This window comes from Halalkalibacter sp. HAAS-P014, assembly GCF_056619965.1.
Genome location: NZ_JBWQTV010000014.1, coordinates 53,369 through 79,524 on the forward strand (window position 1 = coordinate 53,369; position 26,156 = coordinate 79,524).

Sequence of the window (26,156 nt, forward strand, 5' to 3'; positions counted from 1 at the left end):
TCTTTAAAAGAGGGGATAGCGATGAAAAAAACGGAAGAAATCATCAAAAAAACAGAGTTATATGGTGCAAGGAATTATCATCCACTACCTATCGTTATTTCAGAAGCACAAGGAGCGTGGGTACTAGATCCAGAAGGCAATAAATACTTGGATATGTTGAGCGCGTACTCAGCTGTTAATCAGGGACATTGTCATCCGAAGATTATAGCTGCTTTAACAGAACAAGCAAAGAAAGTAACGTTGACTTCTCGGGCATTTCATAATGATAAGTTAGCACCTTTCTATGAAAAGGTCGCTAAGTTGACTGAGAAAAATATGGTTTTACCGATGAATACAGGTGCTGAGGCAGTTGAAACAGCTATTAAAGCAGCTAGACGTTGGGCCTATGATTGTAAAGGAATCTCTGAAAATGAGGCAGAGGTTATCGTCTGTGAAGACAACTTCCATGGTCGAACAATTGCTGCTGTTTCCTTATCTTCAAATGAAAATTATAAACGTGGATTTGGGCCTACTCTTCCTGGAATTAAGATTGTTCCATATGGAGATCTACAGGCATTAAAGAAGGCGATTACAGCAAAGACGGCAGTATTTTTAATAGAACCAATTCAAGGGGAAGCTGGTATCCGAATTCCACCTCAAGGCTTTTTGAAAGATGCTTTTGAGTTGTGTCAGAAAGAGAATGTTCTATTTATAGCTGATGAAATCCAAACTGGCTTAGGACGTACTGGTAAGCTCTTTGCGTGTGAGTGGGAAGGTGTTAAACCTGATATGTATATACTCGGGAAAGCGCTAGGAGGTGGGGTTGTTCCGGTTTCGGTTGTCGCAGCAAATAGCGACATCTTACATGTGTTTGAACCAGGGTCTCACGGATCAACGTTTGGAGGTAACCCTCTTTCATGTGCTGTTGCTTTGGCGGCGCTTGAAGTGATTGAGGAGGAACAATTGGTTCAACGCTCTTTAGAATTGGGTGAGTTTTTACTAAAAGAACTAAAAAGCATCACTAATCCAGTCATTCAAGAGGTTCGAGGGAGAGGCTTATTTATTGGAATTGAATTAACTGTGCCAGCTAGAATTTACTGCGAACGGTTGAAGGAACAAGGAGTTTTATGTAAGGAGACTCACGAAAATGTCATTCGCTTAGCCCCTCCATTAATAGTAGATAAAGAAGATCTTAAGTGGTCCTTGGAAAAAATAAAGCAAGTTTTATTAATGAAGCATTAACTGAATCACTCACTAAATGACAGCAGCATTAGTTACAAATGTTGCTGTTTTTTTGAGATAGTAATAATGACCTACAAGATTTAAAGTGAAAATCATTACGTTTCAAGTGAAAAATGTCGATTTTTATCATATGAGTCTTGTATAGTAGAAATTATACTTATTTTTTTATTGTAAGGAGGCTTGTGTGTGACATCCCAATTTTTACATAACCGTAACCGTTTATTAATCATAATGATTTGGATATGCTGTGTATTTCTATTGATGTTAGATGGACTATTTTTTCCAGATTATGTTTGGCCTCCAGTTGGTGTCCTTACTTGTACGATATTGCTAGTTTTATATAAAGTGATAAAGAAACCCGTCATTATGATGTATGTAATGATTACTGGAATTTTTATATATACTTTCTTTGTTAACTTGATTTATTTAGAAATAGGCTATTTTATGTTCATCTTTTTTGGTGTGATGTTAGCTTCGTTATATCAACGAATAGATGCCTTGTTGTATGCAGGAGGAATTGCTACAACGATGATTATCTTTTTCTTTGTTCATTTTTTTGAGGAGATTTTTTCGTTTGTTGAGGAAGCAGAGGTTTTGACATTTGTGGTCTTTTGCATGTTAACAATTATCTTTTTTGTTTTTCATATACGTTTTACAAAAGAGCTGTGGATGAAAGCACAAAGCAATGAGCATCAAGCGTTGCTTGAACTTAAGGCAACACGAGCGCATTTGGATTCATTGTTTACAAACGTAAAAGAAGCAATTGTCATGTTTGAGGAAAATGGAGACATTCTTGCCTCTAACCCAGCATTTGAACGTTTGTATGGTTTTTCTTCAAAAGAAATTGAAAAAAATAACATTCAATTTTTATTAGGTGAAGAGTGGAAAGATATAAAAATGCAAAGCGAACCATATATTGAGCAAATACATAAAACAAAAGAAAATCAGAATATTTCAGTAAATGTATCAGTATCTGAAATCGTATCGTCCTCGGGAGGGAAAATATACTCAGCCTTTATCCAAGATGTAACGGAAAAAAGAAAGACGGAAGAACAGGTGATGCAAGCTGAGAAGCTATCATCTGTCGGACGTCTTGCCGCTGGAGTTGCCCATGAGTTGAAAAATCCTCTTACCGTATTAATCGGCTTTGTTGAAATGATGGACGAGAAATCTGATAAGAAAAAAGAAATAATGGTTGATGAGTTAAAGCGCATGAATTTAATTGTTGATGAACTTCTGATGTTAGCTAAGCCTCAAGCAAATGTAAAAAAGCAAGTCGATCTAGAATTTTTACTGGACGATGTGTTACTTCTTTATAATGGATATTTCAAGCAACATGAAATCCAAGTAACAAAGAAAATAATCAATCAGTTACCTTTCATTGAAGCCGATCCTAATCAGGTGAAACAAGTTTTTATCAATGTGTTAAAAAATGCGGTAGAAGCGATAAAGTTCGGTGGTTCGATTCAAATATCTTTGGAAAAAAATAATGAAGGTGTCATGATAGTTATTGATGATGACGGTTGTGGTCTTAATTCCGAAGCAGTTACAAAGATAGGGGAGCCATTTTTTACAACTAAGGCTGAAGGAACCGGCCTTGGAACAGTTATAATACATAAAATTATGAGTGAACATGGAGGAAAAGTAAGTTATCAAAATTTACCTTCAAAAGGTCTTAGAGTTGAACTGATCTTTCGTCCAAGTGCTCACGTAAAATAAGAAAGAGGGTGTGTTAAAGAAGGTTAAGTTCGACCTAAGCACTGGCTCCGTTCGCTACGCGCCATGAGAGAAGAAGGTCACATCTCTCATGGCTTTAAAAGAGGTAGCGACTCCGCTCATTGCTTCGGGGGTGTTGCCAAAGGTCAAGTTCAGACCTTTGGCAACACCCCCTTTAGCGTCGGAGTTTTGGGGCTTTGAGGTAGGTTCCTAGTCTCCAAAACCATTCGAAAGGGCCGATATAAAAGTGTTTGAGCCACCACTTGCTAATACCTATTTGTAATATGAAAAATGAGATAGCGAGTAACGTTGCTAGAAAAATACCGATACTGCTAAAGTAGCCCAGTCCATAGCCGTAAAAGAAAGTCGTAAAAACAATCGATTGTAATAAATAATTAGTCAAAGAAAGTCGGCCTACATAGGAAAGAGGCATTAACAGTTTTTGACCTCGATTACTAGATGCGATTAGGACAATACTAGAAGCATAAAACATGGCAACTAAAGGTCCCCCAACAGTCATATGAAGCATTTCATAAGTATAATTATCATTGAACAAAAAGGCGATTTTACTAGGAAACCCTAGTAATAATGTTATCCACCATACTCGTTTAATAAGGTGTTTGTGTTCGGATACATTTGAGAGCCATTTTTTTCGGCAAACGTATGCGCCTAGTAAAAACATTCCTAAAACGCTAATCATGGCCGTTACGTGCAAAATGAAAGTACCAAAGCCTTCTAATCCTAGTGGATCTGAGAACAAACGGAAAGTAACTACTTCCAGGTAGCTTCCAGAGGTAAGAACTTCTTTTTCTTCAATAGAATAAGAAAGTATTTGCTCATCTAGAGCACTTGTATCTTCAACGGGGGTTCCAATCGACAGAACCATAAAGAATAAAAGAATAAAAGCCCAAATGAACAAGCTTTTTGAACTGAATTTCAAAAAGAAAAAGAGGATAAAAGAACTGAGTGCATAAGTAAATAATATATCGCCATCCCATATAAAGATCCCATGGAGTAAGCCAATGAATAAAAGAATACCATTACGGCGCCAATATAAAGTAGTATAGGGTAAGTTTTGTTGCTGCAAACGTTCCTTTAAGAACGCCATCCCGTAACCGAATAAAAATGAAAACAGAGTATAAAAACTAGAAACAGCAAATGTTAAAATAATCGCTTCAGTAACTCGGTCAATTATTCCTAAAGGATAATAATTGTGAATTTGGGGAGCGAGTAGCAATCCATACTGAAAGTGCAAACTATTTGCTAATAAGATGCCAAGTAACGCAAAACCCCTCATAAGATCTAGGGAGAGAATTCGGTCGCTTTCATGTAATGGATTTGAATATGTATTCATATTACTTTCCTCCCTTAACTAACAGTTTAATTGTAAAGGTTTTCCACTAAAGGGGCAATATCCGACCTTATTTAGTAAATGAAAGATGATTTCAATTGAAAACTCTTGTAAACTAATGGAAGAGACAAAACCAATAGGAGGCGTTACATATGGAGAATAACAATGTTGTCAATTTATTAAAAAGTCATCGTTCGATTCGAGCATTTACAGATCAAGAAATTCCTGATTGGGAAATCGAAGAAATCATAGAATCAGGAAGATGGGCTCCTACATCTCATCATATTCAAGCATATAGTATTATTACGATTCAAGGGGAAGAAAAGAAAAAGAAGTTAGCAGAACTTGCCGGTAATCAAGCCTATGTTGAATCTTGCCCAATCTTTTTTGTGATTTGTGCTGATTTTAGCAAGTTAAAGCATACGAGTGATAAACACGGCCAAGCTTTTGAAGTAGGCGAACAAGAACAAGTATTAGTTGGAGCAGTAGAAGCAGCTCTCGTTGCACAAAATATGCTAGTAGCTGCAAGGTCGTATGGACTTGGTGGAGTGATGATTGGTGGGATCCGAAACAATATTGAAGCTGTTTCCCAGTTATTGAAGCTGCCTCCGTATTCATTTCCTGTAATGGGCTTATGTATTGGCTATCCAGACCAAAACCCAGCACAGAAGCCCCGGTTGCCAAAAGAAGCAGTTGTACATATAGAGGAATATGATACAACAAAAATAGAAACAGCTGTTGCTGAATATGATGAAGAGATGAAAGATTATTATTATGAAAGAACAAATGGTAAGCGCTCTGATATGTGGTCAGAACTAATGGCTAATTTTCTGGCAACACCAAGGCGTCCTCAAGTTGGAGACTTTCTGAAGAAACAAGGCTTTTTGAAGCGATAAAGTGACTCAAAAGAAATATCCCCCAACAAATAAGCTACAATTATTCTAGGTAGGATGAAGGAGAGGGGAGCCCAAGACTCGGGTTCTTGCCGTTAGATATACAAGACAATTGCTTTCATTCAAGTGTTGTGTATTCTGTGGTTGGAATCATTTAACTTGAGGCACACTCTCTTTTTTTCTTGCCATAATGAGGTGACGATTTTGAAGACATTTCCGAAATCAGATGCATTACAGCGTCTTCCGGAACAATTTTTTGCAAGTCTCGTAAAAAAGGTTAGTAAATTGAAAGAAAAGCACGATGATGTTATTAATCTAGGACAAGGGAATCCGGATCAGCCTACTCCAAAATTCATTGTTGAAAAATTACAAGAGGCTGCTGATCAGCCTAAGTACCATAAGTACCCTCCGTTTCAAGGGTTTTCTTTTTTAAGACAAGCAGTAGCGGACTATTACAAAAGAGAATATAACGTTGATGTTGATCCGAAAACAGAAGTGGCTGTACTCCAAGGAGCAAAAACCGGTCTTGTTGAAATTAGCCAATGCTTGTTAAATCCAGGCGATACAGTGTTAGTACCAGATCCAGGATATCCTGATTATTGGTCAGGAATCGCTTTAGCGGGTGCAAATATGCAAGCAATGCCTCTTAGAAAGGAATTCGATTTTCATCCTAATTTTGCTGAAATTGAAGAACCTGTATGGGAAGCAGCTAAGTTGTTGTTTTTGAATTATCCGAATAATCCAACAGGTGCAGTAGCTACTTCTGAATTGTTTGAGGAAACCGTTCGTTTAGCAAATAAGCATGATGTTTGTGTTGTTCATGATTTCGCCTATGGTGCAATCGGCTTTGAAGGGAAGAAACCACTTAGTTTCTTACAGACACCAGGAGCTAAAGAGGTTGGTGTAGAGATGTTAACATTATCGAAGACTTATAACATGGCTGGATGGAGAGTTGGATTTGTTGTTGGCAACCCTAGTGTAATTGAAGCAATTGAATTAATACAGGATCATTATTATTGTAGTATTTTTGGTGGTATTCAAGAAGCAGCAGCTTTTGCTTTGCAATCGGATCAATCAAGTGTAAGAGAGCTTGTTGACATGTATGAAAATAGAAGAAAAGCTGTAGTTGAAGCGGCTTTAGAAATTGGATGGAATGTATCTGCTCCTAAAGGTTCATTTTTTGCATGGTTCCCAGTGCCAGAAGGATATACGTCTGAAACATTTGCTGATTTGCTAATGGAAAAGGCAAGAGTAGTCGTTGCACCCGGGATTGGATTTGGGAAATACGGGGAGGGTTACGTTCGTATCGGATTATTATGTGAGGAACAATTGTTACGTGAAGCGATGAACCGAATTGGGTCCCTGCAAATCTTTTCAAACTTAGTGAAATAATAATTGTCATAGGACAGCCAAATTCTCTCATATGAACATAGTGAATCTAATTTTGTTCTGATTGGAGGGATGGCTTGTGATATTACGTCTAGACAAATTATTAATTGATTTGCCAAAGCCCGAGCATCCAGATGCAAATGCCGCAGCGGCGGTTCAAGAATTACTTGGTGGAAAGTTCGGTGAAATGTCGACATTAAATAATTATATGTATCAATCATTCAATTTTCGAAGTAAGAAGAAATTGAAACCGTTCTATGATTTAATTGCTAGTATTACAGCTGAAGAGTTTGGTCATGTCGAGTTAGTATCTCATACGATCAATCATATGATCGAAGGAACAACCTTCCCAGGAGATCCCGATATGCAACCGATGCAAAATGCAAAGGATAAACGGAATTCATACCATTTCATCGATACGGCTCAAACGTCACGTCCGATGGATTCAATGGGTGCTCCTTGGAAAGGAGAACACGTATTCAATAGTGGGAATCTAGTTTTAGACTTATTGCATAATTTCTTCTTAGAATGTGGTGCTAGAACACATAAAATGCGGGTGTATGAAATGACAGAAAATCCTGTTGCTCGTGAAATGATTGGATACCTGCTCGTTCGTGGTGGTGTTCATGTAATTGCTTATGCAAAAGCACTTGAGATTGCCACAGGTGTAGATATGACCAAAATGGTACCTATCCCGAATCTTAGTAACAAAGCGTTTGATTATGCGCGAAAGTATGAAGACCAAGGTATTCATCGCAAGCTATATACATTTAGCCCAACGGATTATCAGGATATCGACAAGATTTGGAAGGGAACACACCCTGAGGATGGTCAGCCAGTCGAAGTGATTCGGGGAGCACCTCAAGGGGCACCGATTCCGGACTACCCAGAAATACAAGAAGAGTTTGCACCTGGAATTTCACACGATGATTTCTTAGAAATTGCTAAGAGATTGCAACGTTCAGCTGGTATATAATTAATTTATCCATAGTAAGAGGCTGCTATAAGGGTGGTAAGGACCTTTTTTAGCAGCCTCTGTTTTTAGTAAAAGGTTGCGCTTCCAAAACGATCTATCTTTTTAGTACAATTGGATAGAGAGGAGTGGAACGCTTTGAAGACGATAGACTTAGCAGTAATTCCCGGTGATGGGATAGGGAAAGAGATCATGCCTCATGCATTGCGAGTATTAGATACAGTTGCGTTATTGCATGGAGGGTTGAAATTTACATATCAACAATACCCATGGAGTTGTGAATACTACTTAGAGCATGGTGTGATGATGCCAAAAGATGGATTAGATCAACTTAGTCAAAGTGATGCTGTCTTTTTGGGGGCTGTTGGCAATCCGAAACTTGTGCCAGATCATATCTCACTTTGGGGATTATTAATTGAGATTCGTAGAGGTTTTGAACAGACGTTAAATATTCGTCATGCTAAACAACTAAAAGGTGTTAATCCTACTGTAACGAACCCAAATCAATTTGATCTCATTGTTGTACGGGAAAATAGTGAAGGTGAATATAGTGAAGTAGGCGGTCGTATACATAAAGGGGATAACGAAATTGTGATTCAAAACGCAGTCTTTACTAAGAAAGCGACTGAAAGAGCTATTCGTTATGCCTTCGAACTAGCAAAAAATAGAAAGAACAAAGTGACAAGTGCTACTAAGTCAAACGGTATAGTTTATTCAATGCCATTTTGGGATGAAGTATTTGAGGAAGTAGGACAGAACTATCATACAATTGAGCAAGAATCTGTTCATATAGATGCTCTTGCTGCTGCTCTTGTAACAAAACCTAGTGAGTTTGATGTTATTGTTGCGAGCAATTTATTTGGGGATATACTTACTGATATTAGTGCTGCTGTGATGGGGAGTATTGGAATTGGACCTGCAGTTAACCTAAATGCAGAAGGGACTTATCCTTCAATGTTTGAACCGGTTCATGGTTCTGCACCAGATATCGTCGGAAAAGGGATTGCCAATCCGATTGGTCAATTGTGGACAGCGAAAATGATGTTAGATCATTTTGGTGAAGGAGAATTAGCTACTACTTTACTGAACTATTTGGAAGAGATAACAGCTGATGGAATTAAAACTCCAGATATCGGTGGGAAATCATCAACAGAAGAGGTTGCAGACGCAATCGTTGAAAAGTTAAAGAACACATAGGTGAATGGAGCTCAAAGGAGGGGAAGGCGTGAATCAAACTGAAGTTTGGGCACATAGAGGCTTTTCAAGTCATTTTCCTGAGAATACGATGGCTGCATTTCAAGCAGCTCTTAATAGTGGGGCTAATGGCATTGAATTTGATGTTCAGCTTAGTTTAGATGACGTTCCGGTCATTATTCATGACGATACACTTGATCGAACTACAAATGGATCAGGATTCGTTCAAAGTCACACGCTAGAACAATTGAAAAAATTGGACGCTGGTTCTTGGTTTCATGGACGTTTTAAAGGTGAGGCTATTCCGACTTTAGAAGAGGTTCTAGTATGGGCAAAAGGCTGCTCACTAACACTTAATATCGAATTAAAGGGTTCCATAAAAGATAGAGAGAAAGCTGTATCTATTGTTTTACCTCTTATAAAAGAGTTTGAACTAGAAGATCAGGTGATAATCTCGTCTTTTGATCATAAATCCATTTATTTATGTAGACAACATGCTCCAATGTTAGAAACGGCTATTGTCGTACTTGCAGCTCTTTATAACCCTGAGCATTACATGAGGGGAATAGGCACAATAGGCTACCATTTTTATTATTTGAGTTTACTAGATGAAGAAGTAAAAGAACTGGTTAAAAAGGGGATTCGGCTTAGGCCATATACAGTTAATGAAGAGGCGCAAATGAGACGATTTTTTTATTTAGGCTGTGATGCCATTATAACTGATGATCCGATAAGAGCTTTGCAAATAAGAGCTAATGTTCAGAAGTGCTAACTGTTTTTTATTCTTATAATTATAAGAGAGACTGACTTTTTTGGTCAGTCTCTCTTTGTTTGTTTTATAATCCTGGGTGGGAAGGAATGGTTGTAGGATGGATACTCCAGATGTCTTTTGCGTATTCTTGAATCGTTCGGTCACTAGAGAATGCACCTGAATGTCCAATATTAACAATGCTTTTACGCAACCAATCATTTTGATTTTGATAGGTTATATCCACGCGATTTTGGGTCTCAAGATAACTATCGAAATCTTTTAAAACAAAATACTCGTCATTATTGTAGAGGAGTGAGTAGAAGATATCTTTGAATTCAACATCATCCCCTGAGAAGTGTTGATTGACAAGACGATCCATTACATGTCTTAACCGTCGATCATTGTTGTAATAATCACGAGCACGATAATCTCCGCGAGCTTGATAAGTAAAAACCTCTTCAGATGTTAAACCGAATGTAAAAATGTTATCCTCACCGACATATTCGCCAATCTCTACATTTGCTCCATCTTGAGTACCGATTGTTAACGCGCCATTCATCATTAACTTCATATTACCAGTACCTGACGCTTCTTTACTTGCAGTGGAAATTTGCTCACTTACATCAGCCGCAGGAATAATTTGTTCAGCTAGAGTCACTTGATAATTCTCTAAGAATAGAACCTTTAAATGTTTACTAACCACGGGGTGATGATTAATTTTTTCGGCGACAGCATTAATTAATTTAATTACTTGCTTGGCAAATGTATAACCAGGAGCAGCTTTAGCACCAAATATAAATGTACGTGGAGTCATATCTATATTAGGGTTTTCCAGACAGGTGTTATACAAATGAATGATATGAAATAGGTTAAGAAGCTGTCTTTTATATCCATGCAGTCGTTTAATATGAACATCGACAATTGCTTGATCGTCGATTAAAAGGTTATAATTTTTCTTTATATATTGAGCTAACTTTTGTTTGTTCTCAAGCTTCACTTGAGCAACTTGCTCTTGGAATGCAGGGTCTGTAGCAAATGGAAGTAGGTTCTTCAGTTGTTCAGGGTTACGAATCCAATCCGTCCCAATCGCATCAGAAATGACACTGGCGAGTTTTGGGTTTGCATTTAATAGCCAACGTCTATGGGTAATTCCATTTGTTTTGTTGTTAAAGCGATTAGGAAAGACGGTGTGAAAAGGCTTCATGACACGGTCTTTTAGAATGCTCGTATGTAACTTTGCAACCCCATTAATACTAAAGCTTCCTACCATTGCAAGATGAGCCATATGAATTTGTCCGTAGGCTAAAATAGCCATCTCTGGAATCTTTTCGCGCAGTTCTGGGTAATCAAACCAGAGCATTTTACAGAAGCGTTCGTTGATTTCATGAATAATTTGATATAGCCGTGGGAATAGCGTTTGAATCATATCCTCAGGCCATTTTTCTAATGCTTCACTTAAAGTTGTATGGTTTGTGTATGCAACGGTTTCTTGGGTGATGGACCAAGCTTCATCCCATCCGAGTCTTTCTTCATCAAGTAATAATCGCATTAACTCTGGGACAACGAGGCTAGGGTGTGTGTCGTTAATTTGTATAACAACATGTTTTGATAAGTCATGAAGTGGTTGATTTTGTTTTTTATATCGTTGGAGAATGCTTTGTAGTCCAGCTGAAACTAAAAAATATTGTTGTTTTAAACGAAGTATTTTACCTTCGTAATAGGAGTCATCTGGATAAAGAAATTCTGAAATTTTTTCAATGGAACGCTTGTAGTCAAGATAATGATAATAATCATGCCCTCGGCTAGAGTGAAAGTGAAAGTGATTCGTTGTTGATTCTGCACTCCATAATCTAAGTGTATTAACGGTATTGTTATCATATCCAACAATAGGGACATCGTATGGAATAGCGAGGACTCGCTCGTAATCATGTTGTTGGAAGTGTAGTTCTCCATTTATATTTGTTGTTTCAACAGTTCCACCAAATCGAACCTCGATAGCTTTGTCATTACGCTTGGTTTCCCACATATATTCATCTTCTAGCCAGTAATCTGGCAGTTCAACTTGATAGCCGTTGACGACTTTTTGTTGGAACAACCCATATTTGTAACGAATCCCCATTCCGTGACCCGGAAGCTGGAGGGAGGCTAGTGAGTCAAGGAAGCAAGCTGCAAGACGGCCTAATCCTCCATTTCCAAGTCCGGCGTCATGTTCCTCTTTAAAAACTTCATCAGGGTTAAAACCAAGTGAGGATAGCGCTTCACGGTAAACATCAAGCACTCCCATATTGAGTAAATTGGTTTCGATCATTCTCCCTAAAAGAAACTCCATTGAAAAATAGTAAACTTGTTTGCTTGCCTTTTTTTCATACGTTTTTTGAGTAGTTTGCCAGTTAGGATGTATCGAGTCTTTCATCGTTAGACAAACAGATTGAAACACTTCTTTTGTTGTTGCTTCCTCTAGACTTTTACCGAATGACGAGGTGAGCTTCTCTTTTAGCATCTGACTTAGAGTGTCGGCCGTTATGGACATAGTTTTCCTCCTCATTATTCTGCATCGTTAAATTATTAAACACTTGTTCATATTTTGATGCAGAGTGTTCCCAGTTTAATTTAGTTTTGTAGACATTTTTTAGAAGTCGGTTCCAATGTGTTGGTTGATAGTAAATATGAATAGCATAGCGAATGGTGTTTAAAAAGTCATAAGCATTATAGTTCGTGAAAGAAAAGCCATTTCCTTCTCCATTAAATTCATTATACGGTTTTATCGTATCTTTTAACCCTCCTGTTTCTCGTACAATCGGAATACTTTCGTATCGTAGGGCAATTAATTGTGCTAATCCACAAGGCTCATATCTAGATGGCATTAGTAAGAAGTCAGAGGCTGCATAAAGCCTGTGAGCAAGACCTTCATGAAAGATATTAATGAAACGGCATGAGTTTTGATATTGGTTTGATATGGATTGGAATGCTTCTTCATATTGAGCTTCCCCTGTACCCATAACGACCACCTGTATGTTCTCAGTTCTAAGCAACTCACCTAAAATATGAGTAAGAAGTGATAATCCTTTTTCTTCTACTAGTCTGCTAATTAAAACAAACATAGGGATGTCTTTTGATACAGTAAGATCTAATTCTTGCTGCATAATTCTCTTATTCTCTTTCTTTCCAGCATAATTCCTAAAATAGGGGACTGAGACATTGAGATCAGAAGATGGATTATATAATTCTTCATCAATACCATTTACAATTCCAGAAACACTTGAAATACGTTCTTGTAAAAATTTCTCTAAGCCTTCCCCGTAGTATGGATCGAGAATTTCTTGAGCGTAAGAAGGGCTTACGGTGGTTACCCAATCAGCATGAATAATGGCTGCTTTCATAAAATTGATGGCTCCATCTAGTTCAAGTCCACCTAAGTGAATCGAATCTAAATGTAATAATTCATGGAAAATCGATTTTGGGAAGATACCTTGATATTTTAAATTGTGAATCGTAAACACAGTCTTAACAGTTTCGTTAAGTACCCCTGCCTTTATATAAGAAGGAATGAGTCCAGTTTGCCAGTCGTGGCAATGAATAATGTCGGGTTTAAGATCTAAATAATTCAAAGTTTGGAAGAAAGCATGTGTAAAGAATGCAAAACGTTCTGCATCATCAGGTTCACCGTACAGTTGAGCGCGGTTGAAGTAGTACTCATTGTCAATGAAATAGTAGGTGACACCGTCAGTTTCATAAGATAGCAAACCACAATATTGCTTCCTCCATTTAACCCATACATCAAAAGAGTCTACAAAGGTTAACTTGGAAGATAATTCTGAAGGGAGGGAGCGATGCTTAGGTAAGATAACCGTAAGCTTATGATCCTTTTTGGCCAGAGCTTTTGGAAGAGACGCGATTACATCAGCGAGCCCTCCGGTTTTAAAAAAAGGTGCACATTCTGATGCTGCCATTACAATGTTCATAAACGTAACTCCTTTCAATTTATTGTATTTGCGAGTGTTACAATACCTTTCTTTTAGCAACGATATAAGGATTTTCTGCTGCTCCGATAAACGTTCTATTCGGAGAAATCACTATATCCTTATCTAAGATGACATTTTCTAATAAAGTGCCACTTTTTATTTCACACCGTTGCATGATAATCGAATTTCGTACGATAGCATCTTTATGTACATGAACGCCACGAAATAGGATGCTATTCTCAACATTGCCTTCAATCACACAGCCGTTTGCTAATAATGAACCTTTTGTTATCGCGTTTGTTGTATATTTTGTAGGTGGTTCGTCTTTTGGTTTCGTATAAATAGGTTTTCGATTTAGAAAAAGCTGTGTATAAACATCAACATCTAGTAAGGACATACTATGTTTATAATAGCTTTCAATCGAATTAATTACAGCCAGATACCCTTTGTATTCACAAGATTGTACCTTTAAACGACTCAAATTTTCCATAATTCCATCGAGTAATAGATTTTCCTTCTTTCGAGCAATACAATAATCAACTAATTCTAATAACAGTGATTTTTTTAGAATGAACATATTCATAAAAACATTGTTATTTGCTGCATCCGTTGTCATATTCGTAACGGTACCATCTTCATCTAGTTCAAGTTTTCTTTCGATAGCATGCTCTTCTTCAAGGAAGGGAATCTGTTTGTAAATAGCTGTAACATCTGCACCAGACGTTAAATGTTCTTGAAACACCTTTTTGTAATCAATGTTACAAATATGATGAGTGCCCGTAACAAGGACATATTCACCTAATCCACGGTTAAAGAAATCTCGATTATTATGATAATGTTGTAAATCACCTTTTGATAAATCAGTTGGGTCATTCCAATCAGGTGGGAGGATAAATAAACCACCACGTTTTCTGTCTAAGTCCCATGGTTTCCCTGTACCAAGGTGATCCATAAGGGAGCGATATTTCTGTCTTGTAAAAACAGCTATATCTTGAATGTTTGAGTTAACCATATTTGAAAGAACGAAATCAATGATACGATAACGACTGCCAAAAGGGACAGCTGCACCACAACGAAAGTAAGTAAGTTCCTTAAGCAAATCAAGTTCTCCATCTAAATGAATGACGCCAATTAGTTTTTCCATTCTTTTCTTCCTCTCAAGAAATTTTTATTGTGAGATTGTTACATAGCTTTGAATAGGAGTGTCTTTATCTATGACGATGATCTCATCATCTGATGATTCAATTTCTGTATAATCTGGAATCGTTACATCTTCGGTTATGATTACTTTTTTCAACTTTACAAATTGACCAATTTTAGCTTTAGGCATAATGACACATTGTTCTATCTCGCTAGAACAGCCAATACCGACTTGATGAAATAAAATTGAATTTGTTACATCGCCGTAGATCACACAGCCTTCGTTGATGAGAGAATCAGTTACGTTTGCTTGAGGTGATATATATTGTGGTGATTGGCATTCGTTTACTGAATAAATACGCCAGGAGTACTCGTGTAGGTTAAGAGATGGTCGTTTGGTTAAAAGGTCCATATTAGCTTCCCAGAAGCTTTGAACTGTTCCTACATCTTTCCAATAACCTGAGAATGGATAAGCAAATAATTTACGGTTATCAGCAAGCATCGTAGGAATAATATCTTTTCCAAAGTCATGACTAGAATCAAAAACAGTTGCATCTTCTGTTAAATATGACTTTAAGACTGACCAGTTAAATATATAAATGCCCATTGATGCTAAGTTACTTTTTGGATGAGCTGGTTTCTCTTGAAACTCCGTTATGTCACCATTTTCAGTCGCATTCATTATTCCAAAGCGACTTGCTTCTTCCCAAGGTACTTCAATAACGGAAATAGTAGCTTCAGCGCCTTGTTCTTTGTGGTAGTCTAGCATGAGACTGTAATCCATTTTATAAATATGATCACCGGATAAAATTAGAACGTATTCGGGATCATACTGTTCAATGAAATTCATGTTCTGATAGATAGCATCGGCCGTTCCTAAATACCATGAACCACCACGTTTTTCAACAAAAGGAGGGAGACTTGTTAATCCACCGCTCCTTCTATCCAAATCCCATGGAGTGCCTATTCCAAGATGGTTATTAAGAGCGAGAGGTTCGTATTGAGTAAGGACACCAACTGTTTCGATACCTGAGTTAATGCAATTACTCAAAGGGAAATCAATAATACGATACTTACCTCCGAAGTATACAGCGGGCTTGGCTAACTTTTTTGTGAGATTTCCAAGTCTCTTCCCTTCACCACCTGCAAGTAGCATTGCTACACAATCTTGACTTCTTTTCATTCATACCGCCCCAGTCTTATTATTATTTTAGTTGGAATGGTAATAGCCACTTTTAGGGTTTTCTTAAAAGAAGGCTGTTTTCGCATACTTTGTTGTTTTTGGCTTGCTTGTATTCACATGTTCGTTCCATTTCGCTCCAGTCACTCGCACCCGCTAGGAGGTGCCGAGCCTCCTCGGCTGCGCCTGTGGGGTCTCGCCCCTACCTCTAAATCCCACAGGAGTCGAGTGACTTCCGCTTCATTTCACTACGAGTAAAAACTTCTAAGAGCAACAAACTTTACGAAAATAGCCTAAAAGAAAGAACTTCCTGCACAAGTGGTATGACCACCACGATAGTTTCATGTCTATGCAACTGTAAGCACTTTCCATTCCTAACAAATAAAAAAAATTTTTAGTGTTTTAAAGGGGAACACTTTTCTCTAAAAGGATAAAAAAATAACCACTACGGTGGGATAGAGAAGAACTAGTCAAAAAGGAGCTACAAGCGTAGGAGAAATCCATGTTTGATTGGCGGTAAATAGCCCCTTGCTAGAACATTGAATTTCATAGTAAAAAATGCAAATAGGTGTTCATCCTTGTGAAAAAAGGGTAAACTGCATGAGTGAATGGTAAAGGAGTTGATCATATGTCTAAGAAAATAGATGTATCTAAATTTGAAAAAAAGATGATTATCCGTAACATTGAAGCTGCGGATTTTGATGCAATAATAGAAATGTCAAAATTATGTTTTCCTAATATGGAACCATGGGAACGTAAGCATCTGCAAAGTCATATCGACATTTTTCCGGAAGGGCAGTTCTGTGTTGAGTATGACGGAGAAATAATTGGTTCATGTTCTAGTTTAATTATTAATTTTGATGAATATGATGACCAACATACATGGGATGAGATAACGGATAATGGTTATATAACAAATCATGATTATGAAGGTTATAATTTATATGGAATTGAAGTTATGGTCCATCCCGAGTATCGCCGAATGAAAATTGGTCGTAGGCTATATGAGGCAAGAAAGGATCTAGCACGTGAATTTAATTTAAAAAGTATTATTATAGGTGGGAGGATTCCTAACTATTATAAACATGCAAAAGAAATGACTCCAAGACAATATGTTGAAGATGTCACGATGCATAATATTTATGACCCGGTCCTAACGTTTCAAGTGATGAATGGCTTTACCCTTAAGCGAATAAACCCTAATTATTTATTGGATGATCGTGCATCTTTACGATATGCAACCTTAATGGAATGGAATAATATTGATTACCGACCAACCGTTCCAAAAAGGCAGTTTAAGACTTCATTTCCTGTACGTATTACAACAATACAATATGCAATGAAAAAGATTTCTTCCTTTGAAGACTTTGCCATTCAATGTGAATACTATACTGATGTGGCAGCAAGTTATCATTCTGATTTTGCCGTATTTCCGGAGATCTTTACATTACAGCTACTCTCGTTTCTACCGGAGAAAAGCCCAAGCCTTGCAATAAGAAGACTAACTGAGTTTACAGAAGATTACATTGAATTGTTTACGAATCTTGCCGTTAAATACAATGTTAATATCATCGGAGGTTCACACTTTGTTGAAGAAGAGGGTAAAATCTTCAACATTGCTTATTTATTTAGACGAGATGGGACGATTGAAAAGCAATATAAACTCCATATTACACCGAATGAAAGAAAATTTTGGGGGATTTCAGGTGGCAACCAGGTAAATGTATTTGATACTGACTGTGGGAAAATTGCCATCCAAATTTGTTATGACATTGAATTTCCAGAGTTAGCTCGAATTGCTGTAGATAAAGGGGCTAATATTATTTTTACACCGTTTTGTACAGATGATCGACAAGGATATTTACGTGTTCGATATTGTTCACAAGCTCGCGCGATCGAAAACCAAATCTATACCGTTTTATCTGGAACGGTAGGAAACTTAACAGATGTAGAAAATATGGATATTCAATATGCGCAGTCTGGTATTTTTAGTCCTTCAGATTTCACTTTTGCAAGGGATGGAATTGTGGGAGAGTGCCAAGCAAATATTGAAACGGTTGTAGTTGGGGACGTTGACTTGGAGATTCTTAGAAGAAATCGACGTGCCGGAAGTGTTAATCAACTACGAGATCGTAGACATGATATATATTCAATAAATTACAAACAGTCTTAATAAACGTTTATATCCTCCCTTGATTGGTTACAGTTGACTAATAAAAGGGGGAAGTCTAATGAAGCTCGAAAGGGAACCGTTACTAGTAAATCGATTTGTGGTCATAGGTATGGTAGCCAGTTTACTGATTACATTCACTGTACTTTCGACTATGTTTAGTGCAGAAAAGCTTGAAACAGACTGGAAATTATCCTTTGCTGGAGCAGATGAATTTTACCGTACAGGAGAAGTGATAGACTTTCCTGTTTTTATTGAAGATGAAGTTGGCAATGCAATTGAAAATGCAGCGGTTACAGCAATATTTGATCGTCCAGGTACAGTTCATCAAATTGAGAAGACGTTTACTCGTTTAGAAAATGGTCTTTATGAAACAGAAGTTATTTTCTCTCTTCCTGGAACATGGGTTGCCATGATAGAAGTAAAAGAGGGTGGACGTATTTATCGTAATCAAATTTTATTTACTGTGAGTGGAGCGATTGTTTCAGCTGAAAACAAAGACCCAACGGACTATTTTCATCTTGGTCAGTCACTGCCTAAAGAAATTGAGCGAGAGTTGAACAATATTCCAGTTATGAATAGGTAAATGGTTCCATATGATAGGGAGGGTGTATATCAACACTTTTCTTATCTTTTTTTCTTTATAAAAAGGAAAAATGTGTTAGCAGGTAGAATTATGATGCTATAATAGAAAACTAAAATAATTGCCTTTACTAGGAGGAGACGTATGGATTGGAAAGATCAATATAGAAGATGGTCCAATTTTTCGGAGTTGGAATCAGAGTGGAAGCAAGCGTTAAATGAGATAAAGGGAAATGAAGTTGAGTTAGAAGATTGTTTTTATAAAGATTTAGAGTTTGGTACTGGTGGAATGCGAGGGGAAATAGGGCCAGGTCCAAATAGAATGAATACATATACTATTAGAAGAGCAGCAGAGGGGCTTGCTCGTTTTATTGAGGAACGAGGTGAGGAAGCAAAAGTTAGAGGAGTAGCAATTGCATTTGATTCTCGCCATAAATCAAAGCAATTTGCTCTAGAATCAGCTTTGACACTTGGGAGCCATGGCATTCGTTCTTATTTATTCGAGGAGCTTCGTCCTACACCTGAACTGTCATTTGCTGTACGCAAGTTGAATGCTGTTGCAGGTATTGTTATTACAGCTAGTCATAATCCTCCTGAATACAATGGGTTCAAGGTTTATGGTGAAGATGGTGGACAACTTCCACCAGGGCCAGCAGATGAACTCGTACAATATGTTAATGAAATTGAAGATGAACTGCAAATTCAAGTAGCGGATGAACGTAAATTAAAAGAGGGTGGTCTCCTTCAAGTTGTTTTGGATGAGATTGATGATGCTTATAATGAAAAATTACAATCAATTCTAGTTCAAAAGGAGATCATCAAGGAGTACGGTGATCAGATAAAAATTGTCTTTACACCTTTACATGGAGCAGCTAATTTACCTGTACGTCGAGTGCTTGAGAGTAGTGGTTTTTCGCAAGTTACAGTCGTACCTGAACAAGAATTACCAGATCCGAATTTTTCAACAGTGAAATCCCCAAATCCAGAAGAACATGCAGCTTTTGAATTAGCTATTAAACATGGTGAAACGCTGAATGCAGATGTTTTATTAGCAACGGATCCGGATGGGGACAGAGTCGGTGTAGCGGTAAAAAATCGAGATGGTGAATATGTTGTATTAACAGGTAACCAAACGGGTGCATTGATGCTAGATTATATTCTTTCTAAGAAGCAGGAACAACAATCGTTACCTAATAATGGTGTAGTCTTAAAAACAATAGTAACATCTGAAATTGGAAGAGCAGTTGCTGACCACTATAAATTAAAAACAGTTGATACACTTACGGGATTTAAATTTATTGGTGAGAAGATTAAAGAGTATGAGCAGACGGGTGCACATAGTTTCTTATTTGGATATGAAGAAAGCTATGGCTATTTAATTGGAGACTTTGTAAGAGATAAAGATGCTGTTCAAGCATGTCTACTAGCAGCCGAGTTAGCAGCGTATTATAAGTCACGTAATATGAATTTATATGAGGGGTTAATTGAAGTTTTTGAAAAGTATGGGTTTTACCAAGAAGGGTTAGAGTCTTTAACGCTAAAAGGAAAAGCTGGTATTGAACAAATTAACCAAATTTTAGCTTCTTTCCGTGAGAACCCACCGTTAACTCTTGAAGGCCAAAAAGTAGTAACCATCGAAGATTACCAATCAAGTAAATCTAAAGATATGGTAGCTAATATAGAAAGCACCATTAAATTGCCAACATCCAATGTGTTAAAATATATTTTAGAGGATGGCTCTTGGTTCTGTATTCGACCATCTGGAACAGAACCAAAGATTAAATTTTATTTTGGGGTAAATAAAGAAACACTAGAAGATAGTAAGAAAACCCTTGAACAATTGCAACAAGCTGTCATGGAACGAGTTCACAGCTTAATATAACTTAGAGAAAGCTACCGATTTTTAGGTAGCTTTTTTTTAGTTTTACTATTAAGCAGAGAGAGTTATGTTCATGTTTTAGATGTTGTCATCATAAATTGTAAGAAAGCAAGTTCAAGGAGGGGTTTGTATGACATCGGAAAATTGGAAACAGCTTGAACATTCTATTGCTGAAATAACAGAAATTGCCGAGGGATTTGGGCTAGATTTCTATGAGATGCGTTACGAAATTTGTCCAGCAGAAATTATTTATACATTTGGAGCTTACGGAATGCCAACGAGATATAGTCATTGGTCATTTGGAAAGCAATTTCACAAAATGAAACTTCAATATGATCTAGGATTAAGCAAGATTTATGAGCTTGTTATTAATTCAGACCCATGTTATGCCTTTTTACTTGATAGTAACTCGCTCATCCAAAACAAGCTAATTGTTGCTCATGTACTTGCGCATTGTGATTTCTTTAAAAATAATGTCAGATTCTCAAATACTAGACGTGATATGGTTGAAAGTATGAGTGCGACAGCTGAACGTATTGCTCATTATGAACATGTATATGGAAAGGAAGAGGTGGAGAACTTCCTAGATGCTGTATTGGCAATTCAAGAACATATTGATCCAAGTATTCTCCGTCCAAAGTTGAATTGGAGTATGGAGGATGAAGAAATCGAATCTGTTAAGAAGCCATCAGAGTATGCGGATTTATGGGCTCTAGATGAAAAGAAAGTTCCAGAAAAACCGAAAAAAAGGAAGAAGCATTTTCCACCTAATCCGGAGAAAGACATCCTATTATTTATCGAGGAATATAGTAGAGAACTTGAACCATGGCAACGAGATATATTAACAATGATGCGTGAAGAGATGCTCTATTTTTGGCCACAACTTGAAACGAAAATTATGAACGAAGGTTGGGCGTCGTATTGGCATCAACGAATTCTTCGTGAAATGGACTTAACAAGTAAAGAGACAGTTGAGTTTGCAAAGTTAAATGCTGGTGTCGTTCAGCCATCGAAAACGTCTATAAACCCTTATTATTTAGGTTTGAAAATTTTTGAAGATATTGAAGAACGCTATAACAATCCGAGTAAAGATATGCAAGAACGCCAAGGTGTAAAGCCTGGAAGTGGGCGTGAGAAAATGTTTGAAGTACGAGAAATCGAATCGGATATTTCATTTATAAGAAACTATTTAACAAAAGACCTCGTTACACGTGAAGATATGTATTTATTTCAAAAACAAGGGGCAGATTATAAAGTCATTGATAAACAATGGGAGCAAGTAAGAGATCAATTAGCTCAATCGAGGGTAAATGGAGGTTTTCCATATCTAGTTATTACAGATGGAGACTATGTAAAAAACGGTGAGCTTTACATCAAGCATAATTATGAAGGCACAGAGTTAGATGTTGGATATTTAGAAAAGGTATTGCCTTACCTCTACCAACTATGGGGACGCCCTGTTCATATTGAAACACTGATAAATGAGAAAGAAATAGCTTTTGTCTATGACGGAAAAAAAGTTCACCGAAAATATTTATAGCCCCTTTAAATAAGAGAGGCCACAGAAAAAGGTATGATGTTCACCTTCTTCTGTGGCTTCATTTTTCTTCGTTTAGTAGTATAAGCTACTACACTAAATGAAAGGGAAGAATATTACAAAATTATAATGGTTATCTTAACATTTAGCTGTCACATTATTTTAATATTTTTTTGAAACAGATTTATTGACTTTTTAGTAATTAGGAGTAATATAAATATAATATTCTAAATTTTAGTACAATAGAGGTGCCAAATATGAAGTATGCCTTTGCAGATCGAGTACGTTTTTTGCAATCTTCTGCCGTGAGAGATATTTTAAAAATTGTAGGGAAAGGTGATGTCATTTCATTTGCTGGTGGTTTGCCAGACGATGATTTATTCCCTATAGAAGGACTAGAAAATGCATTTTCTCGTGTATTTCAAACAGGAAAAAAATCACTGCAATATACAGAAACAGAAGGCTATCGTCCTTTAAGAGAAGTCATTCTAAAACGTATGGAGAAAAAAGAAATTACAGGTTTTACGTCGGATGAAGTTCTAATTACAACCGGTTCACAGCAAGCCATTGATTTATTCGCGCGAATAATGTTAAGTCCCGGTGATGTCGTATTAACCGAAGACCCTACTTATCTAGCAGCGCTTCAAGTTTTTAAATCATATGAAGCTAAAGTGGTAACAGTTGATTCAGATGATGAAGGGATGTTGCCGGAGGATTTAGAAGCAAAAATAAAGCAGTATAATCCGAAGTGCGTCTATGTTGTTCCAACATTTTCTAACCCGGCAGGAAGAGTTTGGTCGCTTGACAGACGTCAAAAACTAATTGACCTTGTTCATAAGCATAGGGTGGTTGTATTTGAAGATGACCCTTATGGTGAGCTTCAATTTACTGATAATGAAGTTTATAAGCCGTTAGCCTCACTTGATGATGGCACTCATGTAATGTATACAAGTACATTTTCAAAAACAGCAGTCCCTGCTTTACGTACAGGATGGATTGTTGGTCCTTACCAAATTATTCGGATGATGTCACAAGCAAAGCAAGCCAATGATTTACATTCCAATTCTTTATCGCAGCAAGCTTTATATGAATTGTGTACACATTACGACCTAGATGGACATATTGAACATTTGATTGAAGTTTACAAGAGTCGTATGGAAATAATGGTGAAAATCCTTGAACAAGCTAATATTCCTAATGTACAGTTCGTTAAGCCAAAAGGTGGGATGTTCCTTTGGATTCAAGTTGATGACTCATTGGACATGACCAGTTTATTAGAACGAGCGGTTCAAAAAGGGGTCGCTTATGTTCCTGGTGAGCCATTCTATGCGGGAAAAGCGAAGAAAAATACTATGAGATTAAATTTCACTCACGCCACTCCAGAGAAAATAGAGCAAGGGATGAACTTGCTCATTGAATTATTGCAAGAAGAAATGGAGAAGAAAGCAATTCATAGTTAACAGGGATCGAAGACTATAAGCTGTCTCTTTGACTACTTACCAATCAAAAAAAATCGGACTCTCTAAAGAGTCCGATTTTTTTTGATTAAAACTCAGTAACTGAGCTAATAAAGACAAGTAGAATCGCAACTGGTACGATGTAGCGAAGCAAGAAAAGCCAAAGCAGACCTAGCTTCGTATTTCCAAAATCAGAATCACGTAAGGCATCTGCCTTTTTAAAGCCCCAACCCATAAATAAAGCAATTATTAGACCACCTAGTGGCAAGAAGACGTTAGAAGCAATAAAGTCCATTGAGTCTAAGATATCTCGTCCACCGATAATACTAATGTGAGAAAGAGGTCCTTGACTTAATGATGAGAATAACCCTAGGCCGAAGATAAGAGATCCGATAATGAGTGCAGCTTTCTTACGTGACCATTCAAATTTTCTCATGAAATAGGCGACCGCAACCTCTAATAACGATACAGATGATGTTAAGGCAGCGGCTGTTAGTAAGAAGAAAAATAGTAAACCGAAAATGCCTCCTAATGTAAAGCTGTTAAATACATCCGGCATTACTACGAAAACAAGCCCTGGACCTGCTCCAGGTTCAATGCCAAAGGCAAAAACTGCTGGGAAAATCATAATTCCCGCTACGATCGCAAACAGCGTGTCCAGCCCAGCTACACTTGCTGCTGCACCAGGAAGCTTCTCTTTGCTTGATAAATAGCTTCCGTAGGTAATTAATGCTCCCATCCCTAAGCTTAATGAGAAGAAAGCTTGTCCTAAGGCAGCTAAATAAATGTTAGGGTCAGCTAATGCAGACCAATCAGGTGAGAATAAAAACGCTAATCCTTCTTTAGCACCACCTAACGTTAAACCGTAAAGAGAAAGGGCGATTAATAAAATAGCTAATAATGGCATTAATATTTTGTTTGAACGTTCAATTCCCTTCTTAACCCCTACATAAACAATGCTAACAACCAATGTCATAAATAAAAATTGCCATAAGATAGGTAGTCCAGGACTTGAAATAAATTCACCGAAGAAAGCGCCGTACCCATCAGCTGGAGCACTCCAGAGGCTCCCTGTTAAATAATTGAAGAAATAATATGAAATCCATCCTGAAATAACTCCGTAGAATGAAAGGATAATAAATGCAGCTGCCACACCCATAATACCAGCTATTTTCCAAGGTTCGCCTGGGGCTAATCGATCGCCGCCAGGCGAGAGCTTCTCAAAAGAACCAACTGCATCGCTTTGTGCTTTACGTCCAATTGTAAACTCAGCCATTACAATTGGAAGACCAATTAAAATAATCATAAAAATGTAGATCAAAAGGAAGGCAGCCCCTCCATTTTCTCCTGCAACATATGAAAACCTCCATATATTACCTAACCCAACAGCAGAGCCCATTGCAGCTAGTATAAATCCTAGCCTTGAAGCCCACTGCTCACGTCCAGGTTCATGCTTTAGTGACACAACGTGTTCCTCCTTTAAATTGCTAAAATGTTTTGTGGGTATACTATATCACACTAATGAAAAAATGAATAGTAAATTTTCTGACAATGGAAAGTTTTACTGGAAAATCTAATTAATTTAGAAAGTATGGAGTGGGAGTTGGACTCTAGGAAGGTCTAAGTGCAATATTACATTTTAACTATGCCAAACACTGTTTCTATCAATTTACAGCTTGATAATGAAAATATTGTTCGTAGATGGTATTACATAATCTATTTAATACGGCAAAAGAAATAAGAGATCCTTTATAATCCAAGGATCTCTTATAAGTATTACTATAAACTAAGCATATTTGCTATTTAACTATTTAAGGATTATATGGATAATGAGAGCCGTGAAGGACAATTTTCAGGTCGCCATCATCATTTCTAGTATGAGCGAAATTGTATTCTACTTCGACAGGTTCTCCCCCATCAGCTGGTGTAAAATAGTAAACGCCCATACTTACAGCCTTATTCCCTTCAATTATAATCCCTTCATTTTCCCATCGTACATCTGTCCATGGTGCAATAGCAAAACCACTATCCTCGGAATACGCTTCATTTCCTCCTATGAAATAAGACAAAGCACCTTCAAAGGTATCACGGAAACGTTCCTCCCTAGCTAAAGTTGGTTTGAAAAGAACATTGCCGATGTCATAACCATAGAAGAAGTCGATATGCTCAGAAGCAGCGGCTTCATAGTCGCCACCCTCGCGGTATACTTCTCCGATATGAACTATTCCTTCTCCCCAGCTTTGCTGAAATTCCAGAACTTCCTCCTCTGTAATGTCAACTACTTCTTCTACTTCCTCAACACTTTCCTCTATTGCTGTTTCTTCTACAGGATCAGCTTCAGTTGCAGTATTCCCTGAGCATGCAGTTAGTAATGCGACTGACAAAAATCCTGCAATACCCATCATTTTAAATCTTTTCATTATTTCGCCACCTTTTTATTTATTGTTGTTAACTAACTATTAACTTAGTTAATAGTTAGTTAACAACAATGAAAAAATCTGGGATGCGCTTGCTCTCCCACCTTACTCACTCAAATCTTTCTAGTGATAGAATTTTTTCTCTTCCTTAAATAATATCAAAACGTTTTGTCGTAATCTTTAGTTAAACTTGAATATTTTGTTAATACAGATATTACCATTTGGCGTTAAGTTTCTTTAGCGATTTAAGCTTGTTGCTGGTTAATTTTAAAGAAAATAGAGAGCGAAAAAATTTGCTATACTATTATGAAATAAGAATTTTGTCTAGAAGGGAATAGGAGTGA

19 protein-coding genes are annotated in these 26,156 nt (G+C 37.2%); 12 read left to right on the plus strand and 7 right to left on the minus strand.

Annotation, left to right across the window (positions count from 1 at the left end; genetic code table 11):
• Positions 1-21 precede the first annotated feature (21 nt).
• Both AC1FXZ_RS11720 and AC1FXZ_RS11725 read left to right on the plus strand, forming a co-directional pair.
• Positions 22-1,221: an ornithine--oxo-acid transaminase gene (locus tag AC1FXZ_RS11720; protein WP_480053787.1), complete on the plus strand. Its 1,200-nt coding sequence runs from the start codon at positions 22-24 to the stop codon at positions 1,219-1,221.
• A gap of 186 nt (positions 1,222-1,407) precedes the next feature.
• Complete coding sequence (locus AC1FXZ_RS11725; protein ID WP_480053789.1) at positions 1,408-2,940, plus strand: two-component system sensor histidine kinase NtrB; 1,533 nt, start codon at positions 1,408-1,410, stop codon at positions 2,938-2,940.
• A gap of 172 nt (positions 2,941-3,112) precedes the next feature.
• Here the strand turns inward: AC1FXZ_RS11725 and AC1FXZ_RS11730 are convergent, their stop codons facing one another.
• Complete coding sequence (locus AC1FXZ_RS11730; protein ID WP_480053791.1) at positions 3,113-4,291, minus strand: DUF418 domain-containing protein; 1,179 nt, start codon at positions 4,289-4,291, stop codon at positions 3,113-3,115.
• Positions 4,292-4,440: 149 nt separating this feature from the next.
• Here AC1FXZ_RS11730 and nfsA point away from each other — a divergent pair, with 149 nt between their 5' ends.
• From nfsA to AC1FXZ_RS11755, 5 genes are all read left to right on the plus strand, one after another.
• Complete coding sequence (gene nfsA, locus AC1FXZ_RS11735; RefSeq protein WP_480053793.1) at positions 4,441-5,184, plus strand: oxygen-insensitive NADPH nitroreductase; 744 nt, start codon at positions 4,441-4,443, stop codon at positions 5,182-5,184.
• A gap of 201 nt (positions 5,185-5,385) precedes the next feature.
• Complete coding sequence (locus AC1FXZ_RS11740; protein ID WP_480053795.1) at positions 5,386-6,573, plus strand: aminotransferase class I/II-fold pyridoxal phosphate-dependent enzyme; 1,188 nt, start codon at positions 5,386-5,388, stop codon at positions 6,571-6,573.
• A 76-nt stretch (positions 6,574-6,649) separates the two neighbouring features.
• Positions 6,650-7,546, plus strand: a complete 897-nt coding sequence (locus AC1FXZ_RS11745; RefSeq protein WP_480053797.1) for a manganese catalase family protein — start codon at positions 6,650-6,652, stop codon at positions 7,544-7,546.
• A 135-nt stretch (positions 7,547-7,681) separates the two neighbouring features.
• Positions 7,682-8,740 (plus strand): tartrate dehydrogenase, encoded by a 1,059-nt coding sequence (locus tag AC1FXZ_RS11750; RefSeq protein ID WP_480053799.1) that lies wholly within the window; start codon positions 7,682-7,684, stop codon positions 8,738-8,740.
• A gap of 28 nt (positions 8,741-8,768) precedes the next feature.
• Positions 8,769-9,509, plus strand: a complete 741-nt coding sequence (locus AC1FXZ_RS11755; RefSeq protein ID WP_480053801.1) for a glycerophosphodiester phosphodiesterase — start codon at positions 8,769-8,771, stop codon at positions 9,507-9,509.
• A 64-nt stretch (positions 9,510-9,573) separates the two neighbouring features.
• Here the strand turns inward: AC1FXZ_RS11755 and AC1FXZ_RS11760 are convergent, their stop codons facing one another.
• The 4 genes from AC1FXZ_RS11760 to AC1FXZ_RS11775 are packed head-to-tail and all read right to left on the minus strand — an operon-like array spanning position 9,574 to position 15,773.
• Entirely contained in the window at positions 9,574-12,018 is a 2,445-nt protein-coding gene (locus AC1FXZ_RS11760) for a glycogen/starch/alpha-glucan phosphorylase (protein ID WP_480053803.1), read from the minus strand.
• Complete coding sequence (gene glgA / locus AC1FXZ_RS11765; protein WP_480053805.1) at positions 11,954-13,450, minus strand: glycogen synthase GlgA; 1,497 nt, start codon at positions 13,448-13,450, stop codon at positions 11,954-11,956. Before glgA ends, AC1FXZ_RS11760 begins: the two co-directional genes overlap by 65 nt.
• A gap of 37 nt (positions 13,451-13,487) precedes the next feature.
• A complete protein-coding gene (gene glgD / locus AC1FXZ_RS11770; protein WP_480053807.1) occupies positions 13,488-14,594 on the minus strand; it encodes a glucose-1-phosphate adenylyltransferase subunit GlgD in 1,107 nt (368 codons plus the stop codon).
• Positions 14,595-14,618: 24 nt separating this feature from the next.
• Positions 14,619-15,773, minus strand: a complete 1,155-nt coding sequence (locus tag AC1FXZ_RS11775) for a glucose-1-phosphate adenylyltransferase (protein WP_480053809.1) — start codon at positions 15,771-15,773, stop codon at positions 14,619-14,621.
• Between the two features lie 625 nt (positions 15,774-16,398).
• Between AC1FXZ_RS11775 and AC1FXZ_RS11780 the strand changes: the two genes are divergently transcribed.
• The 5 genes from AC1FXZ_RS11780 to AC1FXZ_RS11800 all read left to right on the plus strand — a co-directional run bounded on the left by AC1FXZ_RS11780 (position 16,399) and on the right by AC1FXZ_RS11800 (position 23,398).
• Positions 16,399-17,943: a GNAT family N-acetyltransferase gene (locus AC1FXZ_RS11780; RefSeq protein ID WP_480053811.1), complete on the plus strand. Its 1,545-nt coding sequence runs from the start codon at positions 16,399-16,401 to the stop codon at positions 17,941-17,943.
• Positions 17,944-18,001: 58 nt separating this feature from the next.
• On the plus strand, positions 18,002-18,526 hold the full coding sequence (locus tag AC1FXZ_RS11785; protein ID WP_480053813.1) for a FixH family protein: 525 nt from the start codon (positions 18,002-18,004) through the stop codon (positions 18,524-18,526).
• A 141-nt stretch (positions 18,527-18,667) separates the two neighbouring features.
• Positions 18,668-20,404 carry a phospho-sugar mutase gene (locus AC1FXZ_RS11790; protein ID WP_480053815.1) on the plus strand — a complete coding sequence of 579 codons (1,737 nt, stop codon included), beginning with the start codon at positions 18,668-18,670 and terminating at the stop codon, positions 20,402-20,404.
• 127 nt (positions 20,405-20,531) lie between these two features.
• Positions 20,532-21,941, plus strand: coding sequence for a SpoVR family protein (locus tag AC1FXZ_RS11795; RefSeq protein WP_480053817.1), 1,410 nt, complete (start codon positions 20,532-20,534; stop codon positions 21,939-21,941).
• A 254-nt stretch (positions 21,942-22,195) separates the two neighbouring features.
• Positions 22,196-23,398: an aminotransferase-like domain-containing protein gene (locus AC1FXZ_RS11800; RefSeq protein WP_480053819.1), complete on the plus strand. Its 1,203-nt coding sequence runs from the start codon at positions 22,196-22,198 to the stop codon at positions 23,396-23,398.
• Between the two features lie 85 nt (positions 23,399-23,483).
• Here AC1FXZ_RS11800 and AC1FXZ_RS11805 read toward each other — a convergent pair whose 3' ends face one another.
• Complete coding sequence (locus AC1FXZ_RS11805; protein WP_480053821.1) at positions 23,484-24,860, minus strand: sodium-dependent transporter; 1,377 nt, start codon at positions 24,858-24,860, stop codon at positions 23,484-23,486.
• Positions 24,861-25,206: 346 nt separating this feature from the next.
• Positions 25,207-25,815, minus strand: coding sequence for a hypothetical protein (locus AC1FXZ_RS11810; RefSeq protein WP_480053823.1), 609 nt, complete (start codon positions 25,813-25,815; stop codon positions 25,207-25,209).
• Positions 25,816-26,156: the final 341 nt, after the last annotated feature.